The organism is Pseudomonas sp. GM18 (assembly GCF_000282195.1).
GTDB lineage: Bacteria > Pseudomonadota > Gammaproteobacteria > Pseudomonadales > Pseudomonadaceae > Aquipseudomonas.
In genome coordinates this window covers 1-18,564 of sequence record NZ_AKJT01000088.1, presented here as the reverse complement: position 1 = coordinate 18,564, position 18,564 = coordinate 1, and the positions used below count along the sequence as shown (strand labels likewise).

Annotated in this window: 15 protein-coding genes and 1 pseudogene; 11 read left to right on the top strand and 5 right to left on the bottom strand. The window is 59.8% G+C overall.

The window, feature by feature from the left end; all coding sequences use genetic code 11:
• Positions 1-345: 345 nt before the first annotated feature.
• Positions 346-531, top strand: a complete 186-nt coding sequence (locus PMI21_RS06350) for a hypothetical protein (RefSeq protein ID WP_007940616.1) — start codon at positions 346-348, stop codon at positions 529-531.
• A gap of 85 nt (positions 532-616) precedes the next feature.
• Here PMI21_RS06350 and PMI21_RS06355 read toward each other — a convergent pair whose 3' ends face one another.
• The 5 genes from PMI21_RS06355 to ydcS all read right to left on the bottom strand — a co-directional run bounded on the left by PMI21_RS06355 (position 617) and on the right by ydcS (position 6,229).
• Positions 617-2,041 carry a gamma-aminobutyraldehyde dehydrogenase gene (locus PMI21_RS06355; protein WP_007940615.1) on the bottom strand — a complete coding sequence of 475 codons (1,425 nt, stop codon included), beginning with the start codon at positions 2,039-2,041 and terminating at the stop codon, positions 617-619.
• 52 nt (positions 2,042-2,093) lie between these two features.
• Positions 2,094-2,921, bottom strand: coding sequence for an ABC transporter permease (locus tag PMI21_RS06360; RefSeq protein ID WP_007940612.1), 828 nt, complete (start codon positions 2,919-2,921; stop codon positions 2,094-2,096).
• A complete protein-coding gene (locus PMI21_RS06365) occupies positions 2,911-3,855 on the bottom strand; it encodes an ABC transporter permease (RefSeq protein ID WP_007940611.1) in 945 nt (314 codons plus the stop codon). The genes PMI21_RS06360 and PMI21_RS06365 overlap by 11 nt, the downstream gene beginning before the upstream one ends.
• 1 nt (position 3,856) lies before the next feature.
• A complete protein-coding gene (locus tag PMI21_RS06370; RefSeq protein ID WP_007940610.1) occupies positions 3,857-4,894 on the bottom strand; it encodes an ABC transporter ATP-binding protein in 1,038 nt (345 codons plus the stop codon).
• Positions 4,895-5,077: 183 nt separating this feature from the next.
• Positions 5,078-6,229 carry a putative ABC transporter substrate-binding protein YdcS gene (gene ydcS / locus PMI21_RS06375; RefSeq protein WP_007940609.1) on the bottom strand — a complete coding sequence of 384 codons (1,152 nt, stop codon included), beginning with the start codon at positions 6,227-6,229 and terminating at the stop codon, positions 5,078-5,080.
• 159 nt (positions 6,230-6,388) lie between these two features.
• Between ydcS and PMI21_RS0128295 the strand changes: the two are divergent.
• From PMI21_RS0128295 to PMI21_RS06420, 10 genes and pseudogenes are all read left to right on the top strand, one after another.
• Positions 6,389-6,821 (top strand): annotated as a pseudogene (locus tag PMI21_RS0128295) (tellurite resistance TerB family protein).
• A 223-nt stretch (positions 6,822-7,044) separates the two neighbouring features.
• Positions 7,045-8,463 carry a hypothetical protein gene (locus tag PMI21_RS06380; RefSeq protein WP_007940606.1) on the top strand — a complete coding sequence of 473 codons (1,419 nt, stop codon included), beginning with the start codon at positions 7,045-7,047 and terminating at the stop codon, positions 8,461-8,463.
• 19 nt (positions 8,464-8,482) lie between these two features.
• Positions 8,483-9,706: a hypothetical protein gene (locus PMI21_RS06385; RefSeq protein WP_007940605.1), complete on the top strand. Its 1,224-nt coding sequence runs from the start codon at positions 8,483-8,485 to the stop codon at positions 9,704-9,706.
• Between the two features lie 318 nt (positions 9,707-10,024).
• On the top strand, positions 10,025-11,647 hold the full coding sequence (locus tag PMI21_RS06390; protein WP_007940604.1) for a methyl-accepting chemotaxis protein: 1,623 nt from the start codon (positions 10,025-10,027) through the stop codon (positions 11,645-11,647).
• Positions 11,647-12,183: a chemotaxis protein CheW gene (locus PMI21_RS06395; RefSeq protein WP_007940603.1), complete on the top strand. Its 537-nt coding sequence runs from the start codon at positions 11,647-11,649 to the stop codon at positions 12,181-12,183. The genes PMI21_RS06390 and PMI21_RS06395 overlap by 1 nt, the downstream gene beginning before the upstream one ends.
• Positions 12,180-13,469 (top strand): CheR family methyltransferase, encoded by a 1,290-nt coding sequence (locus PMI21_RS06400; protein WP_007940602.1) that lies wholly within the window; start codon positions 12,180-12,182, stop codon positions 13,467-13,469. The genes PMI21_RS06395 and PMI21_RS06400 overlap by 4 nt, the downstream gene beginning before the upstream one ends.
• The gene (locus PMI21_RS06405; RefSeq protein WP_007940601.1) at positions 13,466-14,149 is read left to right on the top strand and encodes a chemotaxis protein CheW; all 684 of its coding nucleotides are present in this window, start codon (positions 13,466-13,468) and stop codon (positions 14,147-14,149) included. Before PMI21_RS06400 ends, PMI21_RS06405 begins: the two co-directional genes overlap by 4 nt.
• A complete protein-coding gene (locus tag PMI21_RS06410; RefSeq protein ID WP_007940600.1) occupies positions 14,146-16,455 on the top strand; it encodes a hybrid sensor histidine kinase/response regulator in 2,310 nt (769 codons plus the stop codon). The genes PMI21_RS06405 and PMI21_RS06410 overlap by 4 nt, the downstream gene beginning before the upstream one ends.
• The gene (locus PMI21_RS06415; RefSeq protein WP_007940599.1) at positions 16,452-17,462 is read left to right on the top strand and encodes a chemotaxis response regulator protein-glutamate methylesterase; all 1,011 of its coding nucleotides are present in this window, start codon (positions 16,452-16,454) and stop codon (positions 17,460-17,462) included. The genes PMI21_RS06410 and PMI21_RS06415 overlap by 4 nt, the downstream gene beginning before the upstream one ends.
• A 48-nt stretch (positions 17,463-17,510) precedes the next feature.
• A complete protein-coding gene (locus tag PMI21_RS06420; RefSeq protein ID WP_007940598.1) occupies positions 17,511-18,512 on the top strand; it encodes a response regulator in 1,002 nt (333 codons plus the stop codon).
• Positions 18,513-18,564: the final 52 nt, after the last annotated feature.

Below are 18,564 nucleotides of genomic sequence, written 5' to 3'. Positions count from 1 at the left end.
GACATGCCTTCGGCCAAACGCTACGGACTTTAGAACAGATGCCAAATAGCTTAAACCGTTCGATTACGGAGCAAAAATGATTGATAGCACCGCGACAGCGCGGTAATGAAACAAGACATGTCAGGTAACGTTTCTCACAGCGCTTTCTGATTTATAGGGCATATCTGCTTTTTTCGACTAATTACTCTAAAAACTGCTTCTCAGCGCCGATTTAATTTCTATTCTATGGACATGACCGGTTTCGGCCCTTCAGGCCGGTGGGTTCAGTGCACACAAGACGGCCGCTGAAAGTGATAGGGCGATGCGGTTTTGAAGTTTTCTCTGACGTGTAGAAGGACATCGTCCATGTCGAAAGTACAAGGCATCACTGAAATGTTAGGACTCTTTCCCTGTCTGGCCACCGGGCGGCGAAGGCGTCGGCTCAGTTCGGAGGAGTTGAAATTGGTGGAGCGCTATCGCGAGCTGTCGGAAAGTGACCGGATTGCGATGCGTTATCTGGTGGATGCGATGCGGAGTGTTTCGCGGTTTTGAGGTGTTGATCGCAGCCTGCGGCAGTTCCTACAGGAGATCGGCGTACACCCTGTAGAAGCTGCCGCAGGCTGCGATCTTTTCGCTTTTAATGCTTGAACATCACATGCCTTACAACCGTGTAATCCTCCAACCCATACATGGACATGTCCTTGCCATAACCGGACAATTTCTGACCGCCATGGGGCATTTCGCTGACCAGCATGAAGTGGGTGTTCACCCAGGTGCAGCCGTACTGCAGACGTGCAGACAGGCGGTGGGCGCGGCCGACGTCGGTGGTCCAGACCGACGATGCCAGGCCGTAGTCCGAGTCGTTGGCCCAGGCCAGTGCCTGCGCTTCATCGGCGAATTGGGTCACCGATACCACCGGCCCGAATACTTCGCGGCGCACGATTTCGTCGTCCTGTTGTGCGTCGGCCAGCACCGTCGGTTCAAAGAAGAAGCCATTGCCTTCCACAGGCTTGCCGCCGGTGATCAAACGAATGTGCGGTTGCGCCATGGCACGTTCGACCAGCCCGGTCACGCGGTCGCGATGTTGTGCGCTGATCAACGGGCCCAGCTCCGTCGATGGATCATCCTGCACGCCGTATTTGAGGCTGCTGACCGCGGCACCGAGCTTCTCGACGAAGGTGTCGTAGATGCCTGCCTGGGCGTAGATGCGGCAGGCGGCGGTGCAGTCCTGGCCGGCGTTGTAGAACCCGAAGGTGCGAATGCCTTCCACGGCGGCGTCGATGTCAGCGTCGTCGAAGATGATCACCGGCGCCTTGCCGCCCAGTTCCATGTGCATGCGTTTGACGCTGCCGGCGGTGCTGGAAATGATATTCGAGCCGGTGGCGATGGAACCGGTCAGCGATACCATGCGCACTTTCGGGTGGGTGACCAACGGAGTGCCAACCGTAGGACCGCGTCCGAACACCAGGTTAAGCACGCCTGCCGGGAAAATCTCCGACGCCAGTTCTGCCAGGCGCAGGGCGGTCAGCGGGGTTTGTTCCGACGGTTTGAGCACCACGGTATTACCGGCGGCCAGGGCTGGGGCGACTTTCCAGGCGACCATCATCAGCGGGTAGTTCCACGGCGCAATGGAGGCAATCACGCCCACTGGGTCGCGGCGGATCATCGAGGTGTGGCCGTGCAAGTATTCACCCCCCAGCGCACCGCTCAGGCAACGGCTGGCACCGGCGAAGAAACGGAACACGTCGGCAATCGCCGGGATCTCGTCGTTCAGCGCGGCGCTGTAGGGTTTGCCGCAGTTGTCCGACTCCAGTTTGGCCAGTTCTTCGCCATGGGCTTCGATGATGTCGGCGAGTTTGAGCAGCAACAGCGAGCGTTCTTTCGGCGTGGTTTGCGACCAGGCTTCGAAGGCACTGTCGGCGGCGCGCACGGCGGCGTCGACCTGGGCTTTGCTGGCTTCGTTGATTTCCACCAGCACACGACCGAGGGCCGGGTTGAACACGGCTTGGGCGGGGCCGTCGCCGTTGACCAATTGGCCATTGATCAAGAGTTTGGTTTGCATGGCTTTGTCCTCCGAAGCTGTTGTATTTCCTCTGTGGGAAATGAGTTGTCAGTTATTTCCCGCCACTGCCCGCAACACTCTCCCCACCACGGGTCAGGTAATACGCGCCGAGAATCGGCAACATGGTCACCATCATGACCAGCATCGCGACGACGTTGGTCACCGGCACGTCCCGAGGGCGGCTGAGCTGGTTGAGCAGCCACAACGGCAAGGTACGTTCGTGGCCGGCGGTGAAGGTGGTGACGATGATTTCGTCGAACGACAGGGCAAACGCCAGCATGCCACCGGCCAGCAACGCCGAGCCGAGGTTCGGCAGGACGATGTAGCGGAAGGTCTGCCAACCGTCGGCGCCGAGGTCCATGGACGCTTCGATCAAGCTGTAGGAAGTGCGGCGCAATCGGGCGATGACGTTGTTGTAGACGATCACCACACAGAAGGTCGCGTGACCGATCACGATGGTGAATACCCCCGGCTCGATCCCCAGCGTCTTGAAGGTCGCCAGCAGCGCGATCCCGGTGATGATCCCCGGCAATGCAATCGGCAGGATCAGCATCAGCGAGATGCCTTGTTTGCCGAAGAAATCCCGCCGGTATAACGCCGCCGAGGCGAGGGTGCCGAGGATCAGCGCAATCAGCGTGGCGATGGCGGCGATCTGCAGAGACAGCTTGATCGCTTCCAGTACGTCGGGCCGCGAGAACGCCACGCCGATCCACTTCAGGGTGAAGCCCTTGGGCGGAAAGCTGAACGCCGCGTCTTCGGTGTTGAAGGCATAGAGGAAGATAATCAGGATCGGGAAATGCAAGAACAGCAACCCACCCCAGGCGGAGATGCGCAGGCCCAGGGATGCCCGGTCTTGAGAGGAGGAAGAGTCAGAGCGCATCGAAGGCCCCCAGACGTTTGACGATGGACAGGTAAATGGCGATCAGCACGATCGGCACCAGTGTGAAGGCTGCCGCCATCGGCATGTTGCCGATCGCCCCTTGCTGGGCGTAGACCATGCTGCCGACGAAATAGCCCGGCGGGCCCACCAGTTGCGGCACGATGAAATCGCCCAGGGTCAGTGAAAACGTGAAAATCGAACCGGCGGCAATGCCCGGAATCGACAACGGCAGAATCACTTGCATGAAGGTCTGACGCGGCTTGGCACCCAGGTCCGCCGAGGCTTGCAGCAAGGAGGGCGGCAGGCGTTCCAGTGACGCCTGGATCGGCAGGATCATGAACGGCAGCCAGATATAAACGAACACCATGAACCGCCCAAGGTGCGAGGTCGACAAGGTGCTGCCACCCACTCCCGGCATCCCGAGCACGAACTGCAACACCGGCTCCAGATTCAAATACTGAACGAACCACTGCGCCACGCCGCCCTTGGCCAACAGCAAGGTCCAGGCGTAGGCCTTGACGATGTAACTGGCCCACATCGGCATCATCACCGCGATGTAGAAAAACGCCTTGGTGTTGCCGCTGGTGTAGCGCGCCATGTAGTAGGCGATCGGGAAGGCCACGATTGCACTGGCGATCGACACGATGATGGCCATGCTCAGGGTGCGCAGGATGATGTCGAAGTTCGACGGCTGGAACAGCGCTACGAAGTTCGCCAGGGTCAGGTCGGGGGTGACCGTCATGGTGAAGTCATCGAAGGTGTAGAAGCCTTGCCACAGCAGGGTCAGCAACGAGCCGAGGTAGATCGCGCCAAACCACAGCAACGGCGGCACCAGCAGCAGCGACAGATACAGGTTCGGCCGCCGGTACAGCAGGTTGGAAAACCGGCGCAACGGCGAGCCGTTGGCTGGTGTTCGAGGGATCACGCTGTCCATCTCACACCCCGCCTACAGCATTGTCGTGCAGCGCAATCATTGCCTCGCGCGCCCAACGAGCGCTGATGCGTTGCCCGGGCTGATGTTGCGCGCTGACGTCCAGCCACTGGACGTTGGCCTGGCTGATGTTCAGGGTCTGGCCGTTATCCAGCTTCAGTTCATAGCGGGTGGCGCTGCCCTGGTACTGGATGTCATGCAGCAGGCCGCTGACTTCTATTTCATGGCTGGCCAGCGGCCCTTCGGCGAAACGCACGTGTTCCGGGCGAATCGAAAACGGCTGTGGATTGCCGCTCAACTGCCGCGCCAGATCACCGCGAATCACATTGGAGGTGCCGACGAATTCGGCGACGAAGGTGGTTGCCGGTTTCATATAGAGGCTGCGCGGCGTGTCGACCTGTTCGATGCGGCCCTTGTTGAACACCGCCACGCGGTCGGACATCGACAACGCTTCGGTCTGGTCGTGGGTGACGAAGATAAAGGTGATGCCGAGCTGGCGTTGCAGCTTCTTCAACTCGCCTTGCATTTGCTCGCGCAGCTTCAGGTCGAGGGCGCCCAAGGGTTCGTCGAGCAACAACACGCGAGGGCGATTGACCAACGCGCGGGCCAGGGCCACACGCTGGCGTTGGCCACCCGACAGTTGCACCGGTTTGCGCTCGCCGTAGCCGTTGAGAGCGACCATGTCGAGGGCTTCTTCGGCACGTTTGTGGCGTTCGGTCTTGCCGATGCCTTTGACTTTCAAACCATAGGCGACGTTGTCGAGTACGTTCATGTGCGGGAACAGTGCGTAATCCTGGAACACTGTGTTTACGTCGCGCTGATACGGCGGCAGCCCGGCGGCCTCCAAGCCATGGATGCGGATGGAGCCAGTGCTCGGTTGTTCGAAACCGGCGATCAGGCGCAGGCAGGTGGTTTTACCCGAGCCAGAAGGGCCCAGCAGGGAAAAGAACTCGCCGTCCTGGATGTCGATGGAAACCCGGTCAACGGCCTTCACCTCACCGAACTGACGGGAAACGTTGGTGAACTGGACTGCAAGCGTCATGGATACGGTGCTCCAAAAAAGCGGGGGGCCATCACAGCGACCCCTGCCCGGACTTCTGAAGTGATCGTTCCCACGCTCCGCGTGGGAATGCAGCCCGTGACGCTCTGCGTCACCTCTGCGTGGATGGACGCGGAGCGTCCGTTGATGCATTCCCACGCGGAGCGTGGGAACGATCAGTTGGTGTTAGCGGCCTCCCATAATCGCAATGTAATCCTGGGTCCAACGGCTATAAGGCACAAACTTGCCACCCTCAGCCTGCGGGGTTTTCCAGAAGGCGATCTTGTCGAACTGTTCGAAGCCGTTGGTTTTGCAACCCTCGGCCCCCAGCAGTTCACTTGCCTTGCACGCCGCCGGAACCGCCGGCAGCGAGCCGAACCAGGCGGACACATCGCCCTGGACCTTCGGCGTCAACGACCAGTCCATCCACTTATAGGCACAGTTCGGGTGCTTGGCTTCGGCGTGCATCATGGTGGTATCGGCCCATCCGGTGGCGCCTTCTTTGGGGATGGTCGAGGCGACGGGCTGTTTCTCGTTCATCAGGCCGTTGACCTGATACGGCCAGGAGCTGGAAGCCACCACGCCTTCGTTCTTGAAGTCACTCATCTGCACGGTGGTGTCGTGCCAGTAGCGGTGGATCAGCTTTTGTTGACCGCGCAGTAGATCGAGCACGGCCTTGTACTGTTTTTCGTCGAGCAGGTAAGGGTCCTTGATGCCCAGTTCCGGCTTGACGGTTTTCAGGTACAGCGCCGCGTCCGCAATGTAGATCGGGCCGTCATACGCCTGCACCCGGCCCTTGTTGGATTTGCCGTCGGGCAGCTTCTGCTCTTCGAGTATCACGCTCCAACTGGTCGGCGGTTGTTTGAACACGTTGGTGTTGTACATGAGCACATTCGGACCCCATTGGTACGGGGTGCCATAGGTTTGCTTGTCGACCACGTACCACGGCCCATCCTTAAGGCGTGGATCGAGATTCTTCCAGTTGGGGATCAGTGCGGTGTTGATCGGCTGGACACGCTTGCCGGCGATCAAGCGCAGGGAGGCATCGCCGGACGCCGTCACCAGGTCGTAACCGCCCTTGGCCATCAGGCTGACCATTTCATCGGACGTGCCGGCCGTCTTGACGTTGACCTTGCAGCCGGTTTCTTTCTCGAAAGCGCTGACCCAGTCGTAAGCCTTGTCGCTTTCACCCCGTTCGATATAGCCGGGCCAGGCAACGATATCCAGCTGACCTTCGCCGGCACCGACGGCTTTCAGCGGCTCGGCGGCCTGCAGGCTGGCGCTGGCCAGAAGCGCCGTGGTGATTGCACTGAGCAGTGCGGTCTTGTGTTCGAACATGGGGTTTCCCTCTTCTTTAATTAGGGTCGGGACAGCGTTGAACGGGGTAGTTCGCCATGAGTGGCTTGTTATTAGCGTAGTGCGCTTTGTGGGAGGCTGACTGAGGCCGGGCTGTGTTGTGGATTTACCCAGCCTAGTGCCCGGTTTCGCTGTCGACAAATCTTCAGATTCAAATCCGGTCAGGATCTGTTGCAGAACAAGGCCGGTGGCGTCCAGAACAAAGTGGCCAGCGGCTTGGGCAGCCTGATATCGGGCGCGGGCGGTAGTGCGTTGGTGGCCGCCGCCAAGTCTGACGGTCACGTCGATGAGCGCGAACGCCAATTGATCGAAGGCGAGTTCAGCAAGCTCGACAAATCAGGAACTTCACCACTGGCTGCACGCCAAACTCAACAAGCCGTTGGACCCGACCGACGTCGCCCGCGCTGCCAGCACACCGGAAATGACTGCGCAGATGTACATCGCCAGCGTGATGCTGGTGGATGAGGAGAACTTCATGGAGAAGTCCTATCTGGATGAACTGGCGCGGCAGTTGAAGCTGGATCCGGGGTTGAAGGCGGAGTTGGAGAAGCAGGTGCGGCAGGTTTCGGCATAACCGACAAATTTTCTCGAAACGGACTCCATCGAAAACCCGCCCACTCTTGAAAGTAGGGGGTGGGTTTTTCATGTCTGAGTGAAATGAAGTAAGCGATCAGACAGACCGTCGGTCTGAAAACAAAGAATACCTGTTATTTCTGACAGTAGCCGAGCACACGTTTCAGCGGTTTGATACGGCGACCTACGCCGCGCTTGCGGCTTGTCGACAAGGAGCGTGTGCGATGACTGATCTTTCGAGTGATTCCGCAACTTTGGCGCTGTCAGCAGCCAAAATTGAGGGGGCAACGCCAGATGTCAAATCGGAAGACCCGACTGCTGGAGAGCCGCTTGTAGGTGTGCCATTAAGGCTCACGGAGGCCGGGCATCTGTCGGTAGTAGTGGATTCACCATTTCCTAAGGCGGATTCTTTGACACTTCATCTCAAAGGCAATGTCACGCCCATTGATGCCCCTTCGACGATCGATCCTGCGACGGAACGCACTGTTTTCAAAGTCCCCAGAGCTCTGCTTCGGGAGGGCCTCCAATTTTTCCATTATGTAGCCCATCGCATCAGTGGCAATTCTGAGGAGTCACCCAAACTGTGGGTGCTATACAGCAGGAATCGCCCGGGCGGCGTGGATCCGGTGGTCGACGACCAAAACATCCACGAGGGGTTGGGCATCGCGATAGAAGTCAAGAACGTGGGCCTGGAAGAGGCCATGCGAGGTGTTCTGCTGACCGTGTCTTACGCGTTTGCCAAGCCCCATGATGTGGTGACAGTGAACTGCAACGGTTTTCCGTTCGAATACACCGTGACCCGGGCTGACCTCGGCGGTGCATTCGATATTACGCTCCCGGAAGCCGTGTTCATTGGGGGCGGTAATAGTCAGGATTTCCTGATTTTTTATACGGTACGGGACCAATTGGGGAACGATACCCAGAACTCACTGCCGTCGCGGACCCTGTCGATCGTGGTCGACCTGACACCCAAAGAAGAAGTTCCACCTGCTCCTTTCGTGCCGGCGCTGGTAGGCAAGGTGATCGTTCCCATCAAACATACGGCGGGGTTCATTGTTCGGGTCGATTGGGCCGCAGGCTTTAAAACGGGCGATAGAGCCAAATTGGTGGTGACCGGGGGGGCGGCGGGAGATGGGACACCGGTATTCGGATTCATTAACTTCAATACCAACGCTCGCGCCAATTTTCAGCTCACACCGGCGTTCATTCTGGCCAACGGCAACAAGGAAGTGGTGTTTAAGTGGGTCTTGTTGCGCGATGGCCAGGAGATGGAGTCCGAACCGCTGACCCTGCAAATAGAGAGCGTCAACGTGACCGACCCGAACGTTCAGACGCCGGATATCGTTGAGGCCTACGGGACGGACTCAGTGGATATGCGAGCGTTTACCGGCGATGCGCAGATCGTTTGTGCGCCCTGGCCATTAATCAGGGCGGGGCAGAAGTACTGGCAGCATGTGCTGGGCACCGGCCTCGATAACAGTCCCAAGACTGTCGCGATCGCCGTGGGCAATACCTTGACGGCGCTAGAAATCCAGAACGGGCTCGACCATGTGCTCCCCCCGCAAGGAGCTGGAGCTGTTCAAACCGGGGAATCAATTGAGGGTTCGGCTGCGGGTGGATTTCTACGTCAATACAAACCCTGACACGATCAGGACCTTCACGTTGAAGCGCTACACGCTGGTGACGGCAGGGATGAAAGCTACTCTGGAGTTCCTCAATACGCCTTATCGCGTTGCGCCGCTGGGGCGTCTCACCGACATCGAATTGAAACTGGTGAATGAAAATGGAGACTTCATCAAAGAGGCGAAGGTGTATCTGACCATCCCAAACAACTTTAAATATGCAGATGGCAGTACGGGACGGCGTGAGTTCAAGACGAGTTTGTTTGGTGAGTTGAAGGTAGGGGGTGTTACTGGGCCGGATGCCCCTTCGACAGCTTACACAATCAAGGCCGAATATGATGGTAAAGCGGTGAATGCAAAGTTGAATGTGACGGCGAGGGGGAAGGTAGGTGATCTTGAAGTTGGTTTTATTTCAAGCCCTATTGCTGTCAGTCCGGATGGTACGAAGATTTGTGCGATGAATGCATCAAATACTAATGGTCGATTGGTGATGTTTGATACCGCGAGCTTTCAGGCGGGTACAACTGTTGAAATGTTAAATGGGAACAATTTTTCTGTTGCTCCTGATAGTAATCACGTCGTTATCAGCGGCAGTTACAGCTATGCACTGACAAATATTAATTTGGCGACTGGGGAGCAAGACTCGATCAGGGTGAGTAGCTATAACCACGGGGCGTGTGCCTGGGATGTGGAGGGACGTCATGTTTATGTTGTACATGGTGTGGGGTTGACGAAGGTCGATACCATAACCAAGAGAGAGAAACGTATTTTTGAGATGGGTTCTAGTTATGTTGATACTCCGGTTCTGCGTAGTGTCGACGGTCGACGTGTATTCATCTTCGTAAGTAATTTCTCGAATTCGTCGTTGATACGAAGCTTCGATACAAGTGCTGATGCATTAATAAGAACAAGTGCTAGCTTTAGCTCGGTGAGCGGATTTGCACTCAGTCCGGATGGAATACATATTTATACAAGTTTCAATGCCGATAGAAAGATAAAGGTTTTTGATTCCGTTAGCTTGTCCGAGATTCGTTCGGTCGATGCGTCAAAGCCGGGCGCGTTGGCTATGAGTCCAGACGGTCGACTGCTCTTTTTCGCCAGTGAAGAAATGAAAGTGAGCGCTATGGATACTGTGAGCCTTCAGGTGGTCAAGACTTTTAATGTCGCAGGGGACCCGAAGAGTCTTGCCCTCAGCCCATGTGGTTCTCGCCTCTATGTAGCCTATAAAGCCAAGACGTTTATCACGGTTATCCAGGTCGAGTAGCCCTGGAGACAGGCATATACGCGTCAAGATGACGGATCTCTTCATGCTTGGTAGGGTTCAGTCAGTTACACCACATCATCGTTCTTCTCGGGCAACCTCGCTCCTACACATTCGTCTCGAACGACAAGAACCTGTAGGCGCGAGGCTTGCCCGGGCTGGCTGGCCGCAACAACTCTCCCGATGACCAAATCCACGGCCTGACTCTGCCGAATCCCGGCTTTCTGTCGACAGGATAAGCAGCGCTCTAAGCGGCTTGATAAATAGAACACCGTCCTCGGCTATACTCCCCCGCAATTTGACCCGCACCGAGGACTGACTGTGAAGAACTGGACGTTGCGCCAACGCATTTTGGCGAGCTTTGCGGTAATTATCGCGATCATGCTGCTGATGGTCGTGGTGTCTTTTTCGCGGCTGATGAAGATCGACGCCGGCGCAGAAACCGTCCGCACCGATGCGGTCCCCGGGGTGTATTTCAGTTCGATGATCCGCGGCGCGTGGGTCGACAGTTTTAACCTCACTCAACAGATTGTCGGCCTTTCCGGACGTCGCGAAATAACCGTCGCCGACCAGACCATGTACAAAAGCTTCGAAGAGCGCTTGAACGAGCAAATAGCCAACTACCGAAAAACCATTTTCACCCAGGACGATCAGGCCCTGTTCGACGAGTTCGAAGTGCGTCATCAGCTCTACAACAAAGAAATGACCAACGTTCTCGATCTCTATCAGCGCAAAGAGTACGACCAGGCGGTTCTTGCCCTGGAGCAAAAACTTGCGCCGGCCTGGGTCAATGGGCGCAAGCAGTTGAACAGCCTTCTTGAAAATAATCACACCCTGGCTGAGCAGTCCACGCTGGCCATCAGTGACGCGGTGACGGCCGCCAAAATCAGCATGGGCGTCTCTTTGCTGGTGGCAATCATCGTCGCCGGCCTCTGCGGCCTGCTGCTGATGCGCGCGATCATGGCGCCGATGAATCGCATTGTGGATATCCTCGAAGTCATGCGCACCGGCGATCTCAGCAGTCGCCTGAATCTTGATCGTAAAGACGAGTTCGGCGCGGTGGAAACCGGCTTCAACGACATGATGACCGAGCTCACATCGCTGGTGTCCCAGGCCCAGCGCTCCTCGGTGCAGGTCACCACGTCGGTCACGGAAATCGCCGCGACCTCCAAGCAGCAACAGGCTACCGCCACCGAAACCGCGGCCACCACCACCGAAATCGGTGCCACTTCGCGGGAAATTGCCGCCACCTCGCGCGACTTGGTGCGCACCATGACCGAAGTCTCCACCGCCGCCGACCAGGCTTCGGTGCTGGCCGGTTCTGGTCAGCAAGGCCTGGCGCGCATGGAAGACACCATGCACTCGGTGATGGGCGCGGCAGATCTGGTGAACGCCAAACTGGCGATCCTCAACGAGAAGGCCGGCAACATCAATCAGGTGGTGGTGACCATCGTCAAAGTCGCCGACCAGACCAACCTGTTGTCCCTGAACGCCGCGATCGAAGCCGAGAAGGCCGGCGAGTATGGTCGCGGGTTTGCCGTGGTCGCCACCGAAGTGCGGCGTCTGGCAGACCAGACCGCCGTGGCCACCTACGACATCGAGCAGATGGTGCGCGAGATCCAGTCGGCGGTGTCGGCCGGGGTCATGGGCATGGACAAGTTCTCCGAGGAAGTGCGTCGCGGTATGTCCGAGGTGCAGCAGGTGGGCGAGCAGCTGTCGCAGATCATTCATCAGGTTCAGGCGCTGGCGCCACGGGTGTTGATGGTCAATGAAGGCATGCAGGCCCAGGCCACGGGCGCCGAGCAGATCAACCACGCGCTGGTGCAGTTGGGCGATGCCAGCAGCCAGACGGTTGAGTCCCTGCGCCAGGCCAGTTTCGCCATCGACGAATTGAGCCAGGTGGCCGTGGGGCTGCGTGGCGGTGTCTCGCGATTCAAAGTCTGATGAGCGAACTTACGGCCAGGCGCGGCGCGGCGATGCCGGCGAAGCAGTCGTTGTTTCTGGTGTTCCGCATCGGCAACGAGCGCTACGCCTTGCAGGCCATTGAGGTGGCCGAAGTATTGCCGCAACTGCCGTTGAAACCCATTCCACGGGCGCCGGACTGGGTGGCGGGGGTGTTCGCCTGGCGCGGCGCGGTGGTGCCGGTGATCGACCTCAGCGCGCTGACGTTCGGTCAACCGGCCCAGGCCCGCACCAGCACACGGCTGGTGTTGGTGCACTATCGGCCGGATGAAGCGACGCCTGCGCAATTACTCGGGCTGATTCTGGAGCAGGCCACCGACACATTGCGCTGCAACCCGGCGGACTTTCAGCCTTATGGCCTGGACAATCGCCAGGCGCCATACCTCGGCCCGGTGCGCGAAGATGCCCAGGGGCTACTGCAATGGGTACGGGTTGCCGATTTACTGGATGCACAGGTTCGCGCCTTATTGTTTCCCTCGCCGCCGCTGGACCTGGCGCAGTTTGAGGAGCAGGGATGAGCAGCGATCAACGGTTTTTCGATTTCCTCAAGGAACGTATCGGCCTGGATGTAGGCTCGGTCGGCCCGGCGATCATCGAGCGCGCGGTGCGCCAGCGCATCACGGCGGTTCGGGTGCTGACGGCCGATGAGTATTGGCGCACTTTGTTGGGTTCGCGTGACGAACAGCAGGCGCTGATCGAAGCGGTGATCGTCCCCGAAACCTGGTTTTTCCGTTACCCGGAATCCTTCGCCACGCTGGCGAAGCTGGCGGCCAAGCGGCTGGCGGCGATCAACAACATGCGCGCCCTGCGGATTCTCAGCCTGCCGTGTTCCACCGGCGAAGAACCGTACTCGATCGCCATGGCATTGCTCGATGCCGGGCTGGCGCCGCACCAGTTCAAGGTCGACGGCATGGACGTCAGCCCGCTGTCGGTGGAAAAGGCCCGGCTCGCGCTGTACGGCAAGAATTCGTTTCGTGGCCAGGACATCGAGTTTCGCGAGCGGCATTTCACCGCTGAACACGACAACTATCGCCTCAGCGGACGCGTGCTTGAACAGGTGCGTTTGCAGGTCGGCAATCTGCTGGATCCGACCTTGCTGGTCAACGAGCCACCCTATGACTTCGTGTTCTGTCGCAATCTGCTGATTTATTTCGACCAGCCGACCCAGCAACAAGTGTTCGAAGTGCTCAAGCGTCTGACTCACGTCGACGGCGTGCTGTTTATCGGCCCGGCCGAGGGCAGCCTGCTCGGCCGTTTCGGCATGCGCTCGATCGGCATCCCGCAGTCGTTTGCCTTCAGTCGCCAGAGCGCGCCCGAGCCGCGTGCGACCTTCGCGCCGATGCCGCTGCCAATACAGCAACCGGTGCGCAGCGTGACTCCGCCGCCGGCGCGCAGTCGGTCTTTCGCGACGGTCGTACCGATGCCTCAGGCTGCCGCCACGCCTTCGAAAACCACCCCTGCGACCACCCCTTCGAACGCCGCCACGCTGTTGGCGAATATCGCCGCGCTGGCCAACGAAGGCAAAAGTGCCGAGGCCCGTGCCGCGTGCGAAAGTTATTTGCGCAGTCACGAGCCGGTGGCCCAAGTGTTCTATTGGCTGGGGCTGCTCAGCGATGTCGCCGGCAGCGCTTTGGAGGCCCAGGGTTTTTATCGCAAGGCGTTGTACCTCGAACCGCAACACCCCGACGCGTTGATGCACCTGGCGGCCTTGCTGCAATCCCAGGGCGACACGGCGGGTGCCAGAAGATTGCAGGCCCGCGCCGCCCGCAGCGAGCGCGCCGCTGACAGTGAGCGTAAACGATGAACGCCGCCGACACCTTGAACGTCACCCATGAAGATGCCCAGGCCATCGACGACTGCTGGAACCGCATCGGTATCCACGGCGACCAGTCCTGCCCGCTGCTGAGCGAGCACATTCATTGCCGCAATTGCGCGGTGTATTCAGCCGCCGCCACACGCTTGCTCGACCGCTACGCCTTGCAGCAGGACGACCGTGGGCAAATCTCCACGGTGGCCGAGAGCGAGGTGAAAACCCGCTCGCTGCTGATGTTTCGCCTCGGCGAAGAATGGCTGGGCCTGGCCACCCGCAGCCTGGTCGAAGTGGCGCCGCTGCAAGCGATTCACTCCTTGCCGCATCAGCGCTCCCGGGCGTTGCTCGGCGTGGCGAATGTGCGCGGTGCCTTGGTGGCGTGCCTGTCGCTGGTGGAGCTGTTGGGGCTCGACGACACCAGTGGCGTGGCGCCCGGCGCGCGGGTAACGCCGCGGATGCTGATCATCGCCGCCCAAGGCGGGTCGGTGGTGGTGCCGGTGGACGAAGTGGACGGGATTCACGCCATCGATGAGCGCATTCTCGATGCGGCGTCCCGGTCCGGCACCCAGGCCAGCGCCAAATACACCCGTGGTGTCTTGCAATTCAAAGGTCGCAGCCTGCGTTGGCTGGATGAAGAGCAGCTGCTGTCTGCCGTGACCCGGAGCCTCACATGACCCCCGACCAAATGCGTGACGCCTCTTTGCTGGAACTGTTCAGCCTGGAAGCCGAGGCCCAGACCCTGGTGCTGAGCGCCGGTCTGCTGGCGCTTGAGCGCGATCCGACCCAGGCCGATTACCTCGAGTCGTGCATGCGCGCGGCCCACTCGCTCAAGGGCGCGGCGCGAATTGTCGGCGTCGATGCCGGGGTCCGCGTTGCCCATGTGATGGAAGATTACCTGGTCAGCGCCCAGGAAGGGCGCCTGTACCTGCGGCCCGAACACATTGATGCACTGTTGCAAGGCACCGATCTGCTGACGCGGATTGCGACGCCGGGCAACGCTCCGCCGCCTGCGGATATCGAAGCTTACGTCGTCTTGATGGGACGGCTGCTTGATCACATGGCGACGGTTGCCCCCATCGCGCCGCCGATGGCAGAACCTCAGCTCGAACCGCCGACACCCAGGGTCGAGCCGCCCGTTCGTGCCGCCGAAATACCCGTCGAAACACTCATTGAAACACCCCAGGCAGAACCCGCCGAGGCTGTGCCCAAGACCAAACGCACCACCGAAAGTGGCGAGCGCGTATTGCGCGTCACGGCCGAGCGCTTGAACAGCCTGCTCGACCTGTCGAGTAAATCCCTGGTGGAAACCCAGCGGCTCAAGCCGCACCTGGCCACCATGCAACGCCTCAAACGCATGCAGAGTAATGGCCTGCGGGCGCTGGAAAGCCTCAACGTCCATCTCAAGGACCAGGCCTTGAGCCTCGAAGCCCGGGAAGCCTTGGGCGATGCCCGCCGATTGCTGGCCGAGTCCCAGCAATTGCTGGTGGAAAAAAACGCCGAACTGGACGAGTTCGCCTGGCACGCCAGCCAGCGCGCACAGGTGTTGTATGACACCGCGCTGGCCTGTCGCATGCGGCCGTTCGCCGATGTGTTGAGTGGGCAAGTACGCATGGTCCGCGACCTTGGCCGCAATCTGGGCAAACAGGTGCGGCTGGAGATCGAGGGCGAAAAGACCCAAGTCGACCGCGACGTACTGGAAAAACTCGAAGCGCCGCTGACGCACCTGCTGCGCAATGCGGTGGATCACGGCATCGAAACCCCGGAACAGCGGCGCTTGACCGGCAAGCCGGAGGAAGGTGTGATCCGTTTGCGAGCCTCCCATCAGGCCGGGCTATTGGTGTTGGAACTGAGCGATGACGGCAATGGCGTCGATCTGGAAAAGGTCCGCCGCACGATCGTCGAGCGGCAGTTATCCCCAGCCGAGACTGCCGCTCAGTTGAGTGAAGAAGAGCTGCTGACGTTCCTGTTTCTGCCGGGTTTCAGCCTGCGCGACACGGTCACCGAAGTGTCCGGGCGCGGTGTCGGGCTGGATGCGGTTCAGCACATGGTCCGGCAGTTGCGCGGCGCCGTGGTGCTGGAGCAGACGGCGGGCGCGGGCAGTCGTTTCCATCTTGAGGTACCGCTGACGCTGTCAGTGGTGCGCAGTCTGGTGGTGGAAGTCGGTGACGAGGCCTATGCCTTCCCTCTGGCGCACATCGAGCGCATGTGCGACCTGGAGCCGGAAGACATTGTGCAGGTCGAAGGCCGGCAGCACTTCTGGTACGAAGGCCGGCATGTCGGCCTGGTCGCCGCCAGTCAGTTGTTGCATCGCCCGGCGAGCCAGAACAGCGCGCAGATCCTCAAAGTCGTGGTCATCCGCGAGCGCGAGGCGATCTACGGGGTGGCGGTCGAGCGGTTTATCGGCGAGCGAACGCTGGTGGTGCTGCCACTGGACGAGCGTCTGGGCAAGGTACAGGACATTTCCGCCGGGGCTTTGCTCGACGACGGCTCGGTGGTGCTGATCGTCGACGTCGAAGACATGCTGCGTTCGGTGGACAAACTGCTCAATACCGGGCGTCTGGAGCGCATTGCCCGGCACGCCAATCAGGCCGTCGAAGCGGCGCGCAAACGGATTCTGGTGGTGGACGATTCGCTGACCGTTCGTGAGTTGCAGCGCAAGTTGCTGCTCAATCGTGGTTACGACGTCGCCGTGGCGGTGGACGGTATGGATGGCTGGAATGCCCTGCGTTCGGAGGATTTCGATCTGCTGATCACCGACATCGACATGCCGCGCATGGACGGCATCGAGCTGGTGTCTTTATTGCGTCGCGACAATCGCCTGCAATCGCTGCCGGTGATGGTGGTGTCCTACAAGGACCGCGAAGAAGACCGTCGACGTGGACTGGACGCCGGCGCCGACTATTATCTAGCCAAGGCCAGTTTTCATGATGACGCCTTACTGGATGCAGTCGTTGAGCTCATTGGAGGGGCGCGAGCATGAAAATCGCCATCGTCAACGACATGCCCATGGCGGTAGAGGCTTTGCGCCGCGCCCTGGCGTTCGAACCGGCGCACGAGGTGGTCTGGGTCGCCAGCAACGGGGCGGAGGCGGTGCAACGTTGCACCGAATACACCCCGGATCTGATCCTGATGGACTTGATCATGCCGTTGATGGATGGCGTGGAAGCGACCCGGCGGATCATGGCCGAGACCCCGTGCGCGATCGTTATCGTCACCGTCGACCGCCAGCAGAACGTGCACCGGGTATTCGAAGCCATGGGCTACGGCGCGCTGGATGTGGTCGATACCCCGGCGCTGGGCGCCGGCAACCCTCAGGAAGCCGCCGCGCCGCTGCTGCGCAAGATCCTCAACATCGGCTGGCTGATCGGTGACCACAGCAATCGGGTGCGCTCGGCACCGAGCCCGCACCGCAACTCGGCTTCGCGCCAGCGCCTGGTAGCGATCGGTTCATCCGCCGGCGGGCCGGCGGCGCTGGAAGTGCTGCTCAAGGGCCTGCCCCGGGATTTTTCGGCGGCCATCGTGCTGGTCCAGCATGTGGACCAGGTGTTCGCCGCCGGCATGGCCGAATGGCTTGCCAGCGCCAGCGGCCTGGACGTGCGCCTGGCCCAGGAAGGCGAACCGCCGCAAAGCGGCACGATCCTGCTGGCCGGTACCAATCACCATATCCGCTTGCTGAAAAACGGCACGCTGGCCTACACCGCCGAACCGGTCAACGAGATCTATCGGCCTTCGATCGATGTGTTTTTCGAAAGTGTGGCCAGTTACTGGAGCGGTGATGCCGTGGGTGTTCTGCTGACCGGCATGGGGCGTGACGGCGCCCAGGGGCTTAAACTCATGCGCCAACAGGGCTACCTGACCATTGCTCAGGACCAGAACAGCAGTGCCGTGTACGGAATGCCCAAGGCGGCCGCAGCCATCGACGCAGCCGTGGAAATCCGCCCACTGGACAAGATAGCGCCACGTTTGCTGGAGATTTTCCAAAAATGACTATCATTAGCAGCAATCGTGGCCCAAGCAGTACTCAGGTGACCGCACATGAATGAATTACAGCTCGACGACTTCAAAACCGACGAAAACGCCGCCATGGTGTTGTTGGTGGACGATCAGGCGATGATCGGCGAGGCGGTGCGCCGTGGTCTGTCGAACGAAGAAAACATCGACTTCCATTTCTGCGCCGACCCGCACCAGGCCATCGCCCACGCGGTGCGCATCAAGCCGACGGTGATCCTTCAGGACCTGGTCATGCCCGGCCTCGACGGCCTGAGCCTGGTGCGCGAATACCGTAATCATCCGGCAACCAAGGACATTCCGATCATTGTCCTGTCGACCAAGGAAGACCCGCTGATCAAGAGCGCGGCGTTTGCCGCCGGGGCCAACGATTACCTGGTCAAGTTGCCGGACAACATCGAACTGGTGGCGCGTATCCGCTATCACTCGCGCTCCTACATGACCCTGCTGCAGCGTGACGCGGCGTACCGCGCGTTGCGGGTCAGCCAGCAACAGTTGCTCGACACCAACCTGGTGCTGCAACGCTTGATGAACTCCGACGGCTTGACCGGGCTGTCGAACCGCCGGCATTTCGACGAATACCTCGAACTGGAATGGCGACGCTCGCTGCGTGACCAGACGCAATTGTCGCTGTTGATGATCGATGTCGACTATTTCAAGTCCTATAACGACAGTTTTGGCCACCTCGAAGGCGATGAAGCCCTGCGCAAAGTCGCCACGGCAATTCGCGACGCCAGCGCCAGGCCATCGGACCTGCCGGCCCGTTACGGCGGCGAAGAGTTCGTCCTGGTATTGCCCAACACCTCGCCGGGCGGAGCACGACTGGTGGCGGAAAAACTGCGCCAGACCGTGGCCGGGTTGAAAATCCCGCACATTTTCCCGACCGAAGGTTCGTGCCTGACCATCAGCATCGGCCTGTCGACCATGATCCCGCAGCCGGGCACCGACTGCCGGCAATTGATCTCGGCGGCGGACAAGGGGCTGTACCTGGCGAAGAACAATGGGCGCAATCAGGTGGGAATAGAGTAGGGCGTTGAACACGACGCCCGTAGCAGCTGCCGAGCCCGCGAGGCTGCGTTCG

Coding starts and splice junctions, on each gene's coding strand:
- PMI21_RS06350 (WP_007940616.1), top strand. CDS start 346: ATGTCGAAAGTACAAGGCATCACTGAAATGTTAGGACTCTTTCCCTGT.
- PMI21_RS06355 (WP_007940615.1), bottom strand. CDS start 2,041: ATGCAAACCAAACTCTTGATCAATGGCCAATTGGTCAACGGCGACGGC.
- PMI21_RS06360 (WP_007940612.1), bottom strand. CDS start 2,921: ATGCGCTCTGACTCTTCCTCCTCTCAAGACCGGGCATCCCTGGGCCTG.
- PMI21_RS06365 (WP_007940611.1), bottom strand. CDS start 3,855: ATGGACAGCGTGATCCCTCGAACACCAGCCAACGGCTCGCCGTTGCGC.
- PMI21_RS06370 (WP_007940610.1), bottom strand. CDS start 4,894: ATGACGCTTGCAGTCCAGTTCACCAACGTTTCCCGTCAGTTCGGTGAG.
- ydcS (WP_007940609.1), bottom strand. CDS start 6,229: ATGTTCGAACACAAGACCGCACTGCTCAGTGCAATCACCACGGCGCTT.
- PMI21_RS06380 (WP_007940606.1), top strand. CDS start 7,045: ATGACTGATCTTTCGAGTGATTCCGCAACTTTGGCGCTGTCAGCAGCC.
- PMI21_RS06395 (WP_007940603.1), top strand. CDS start 11,647: ATGAGCGAACTTACGGCCAGGCGCGGCGCGGCGATGCCGGCGAAGCAG.
- PMI21_RS06400 (WP_007940602.1), top strand. CDS start 12,180: ATGAGCAGCGATCAACGGTTTTTCGATTTCCTCAAGGAACGTATCGGC.
- PMI21_RS06405 (WP_007940601.1), top strand. CDS start 13,466: ATGAACGCCGCCGACACCTTGAACGTCACCCATGAAGATGCCCAGGCC.
- PMI21_RS06410 (WP_007940600.1), top strand. CDS start 14,146: ATGACCCCCGACCAAATGCGTGACGCCTCTTTGCTGGAACTGTTCAGC.
- PMI21_RS06415 (WP_007940599.1), top strand. CDS start 16,452: ATGAAAATCGCCATCGTCAACGACATGCCCATGGCGGTAGAGGCTTTG.
- PMI21_RS06420 (WP_007940598.1), top strand. CDS start 17,511: ATGAATGAATTACAGCTCGACGACTTCAAAACCGACGAAAACGCCGCC.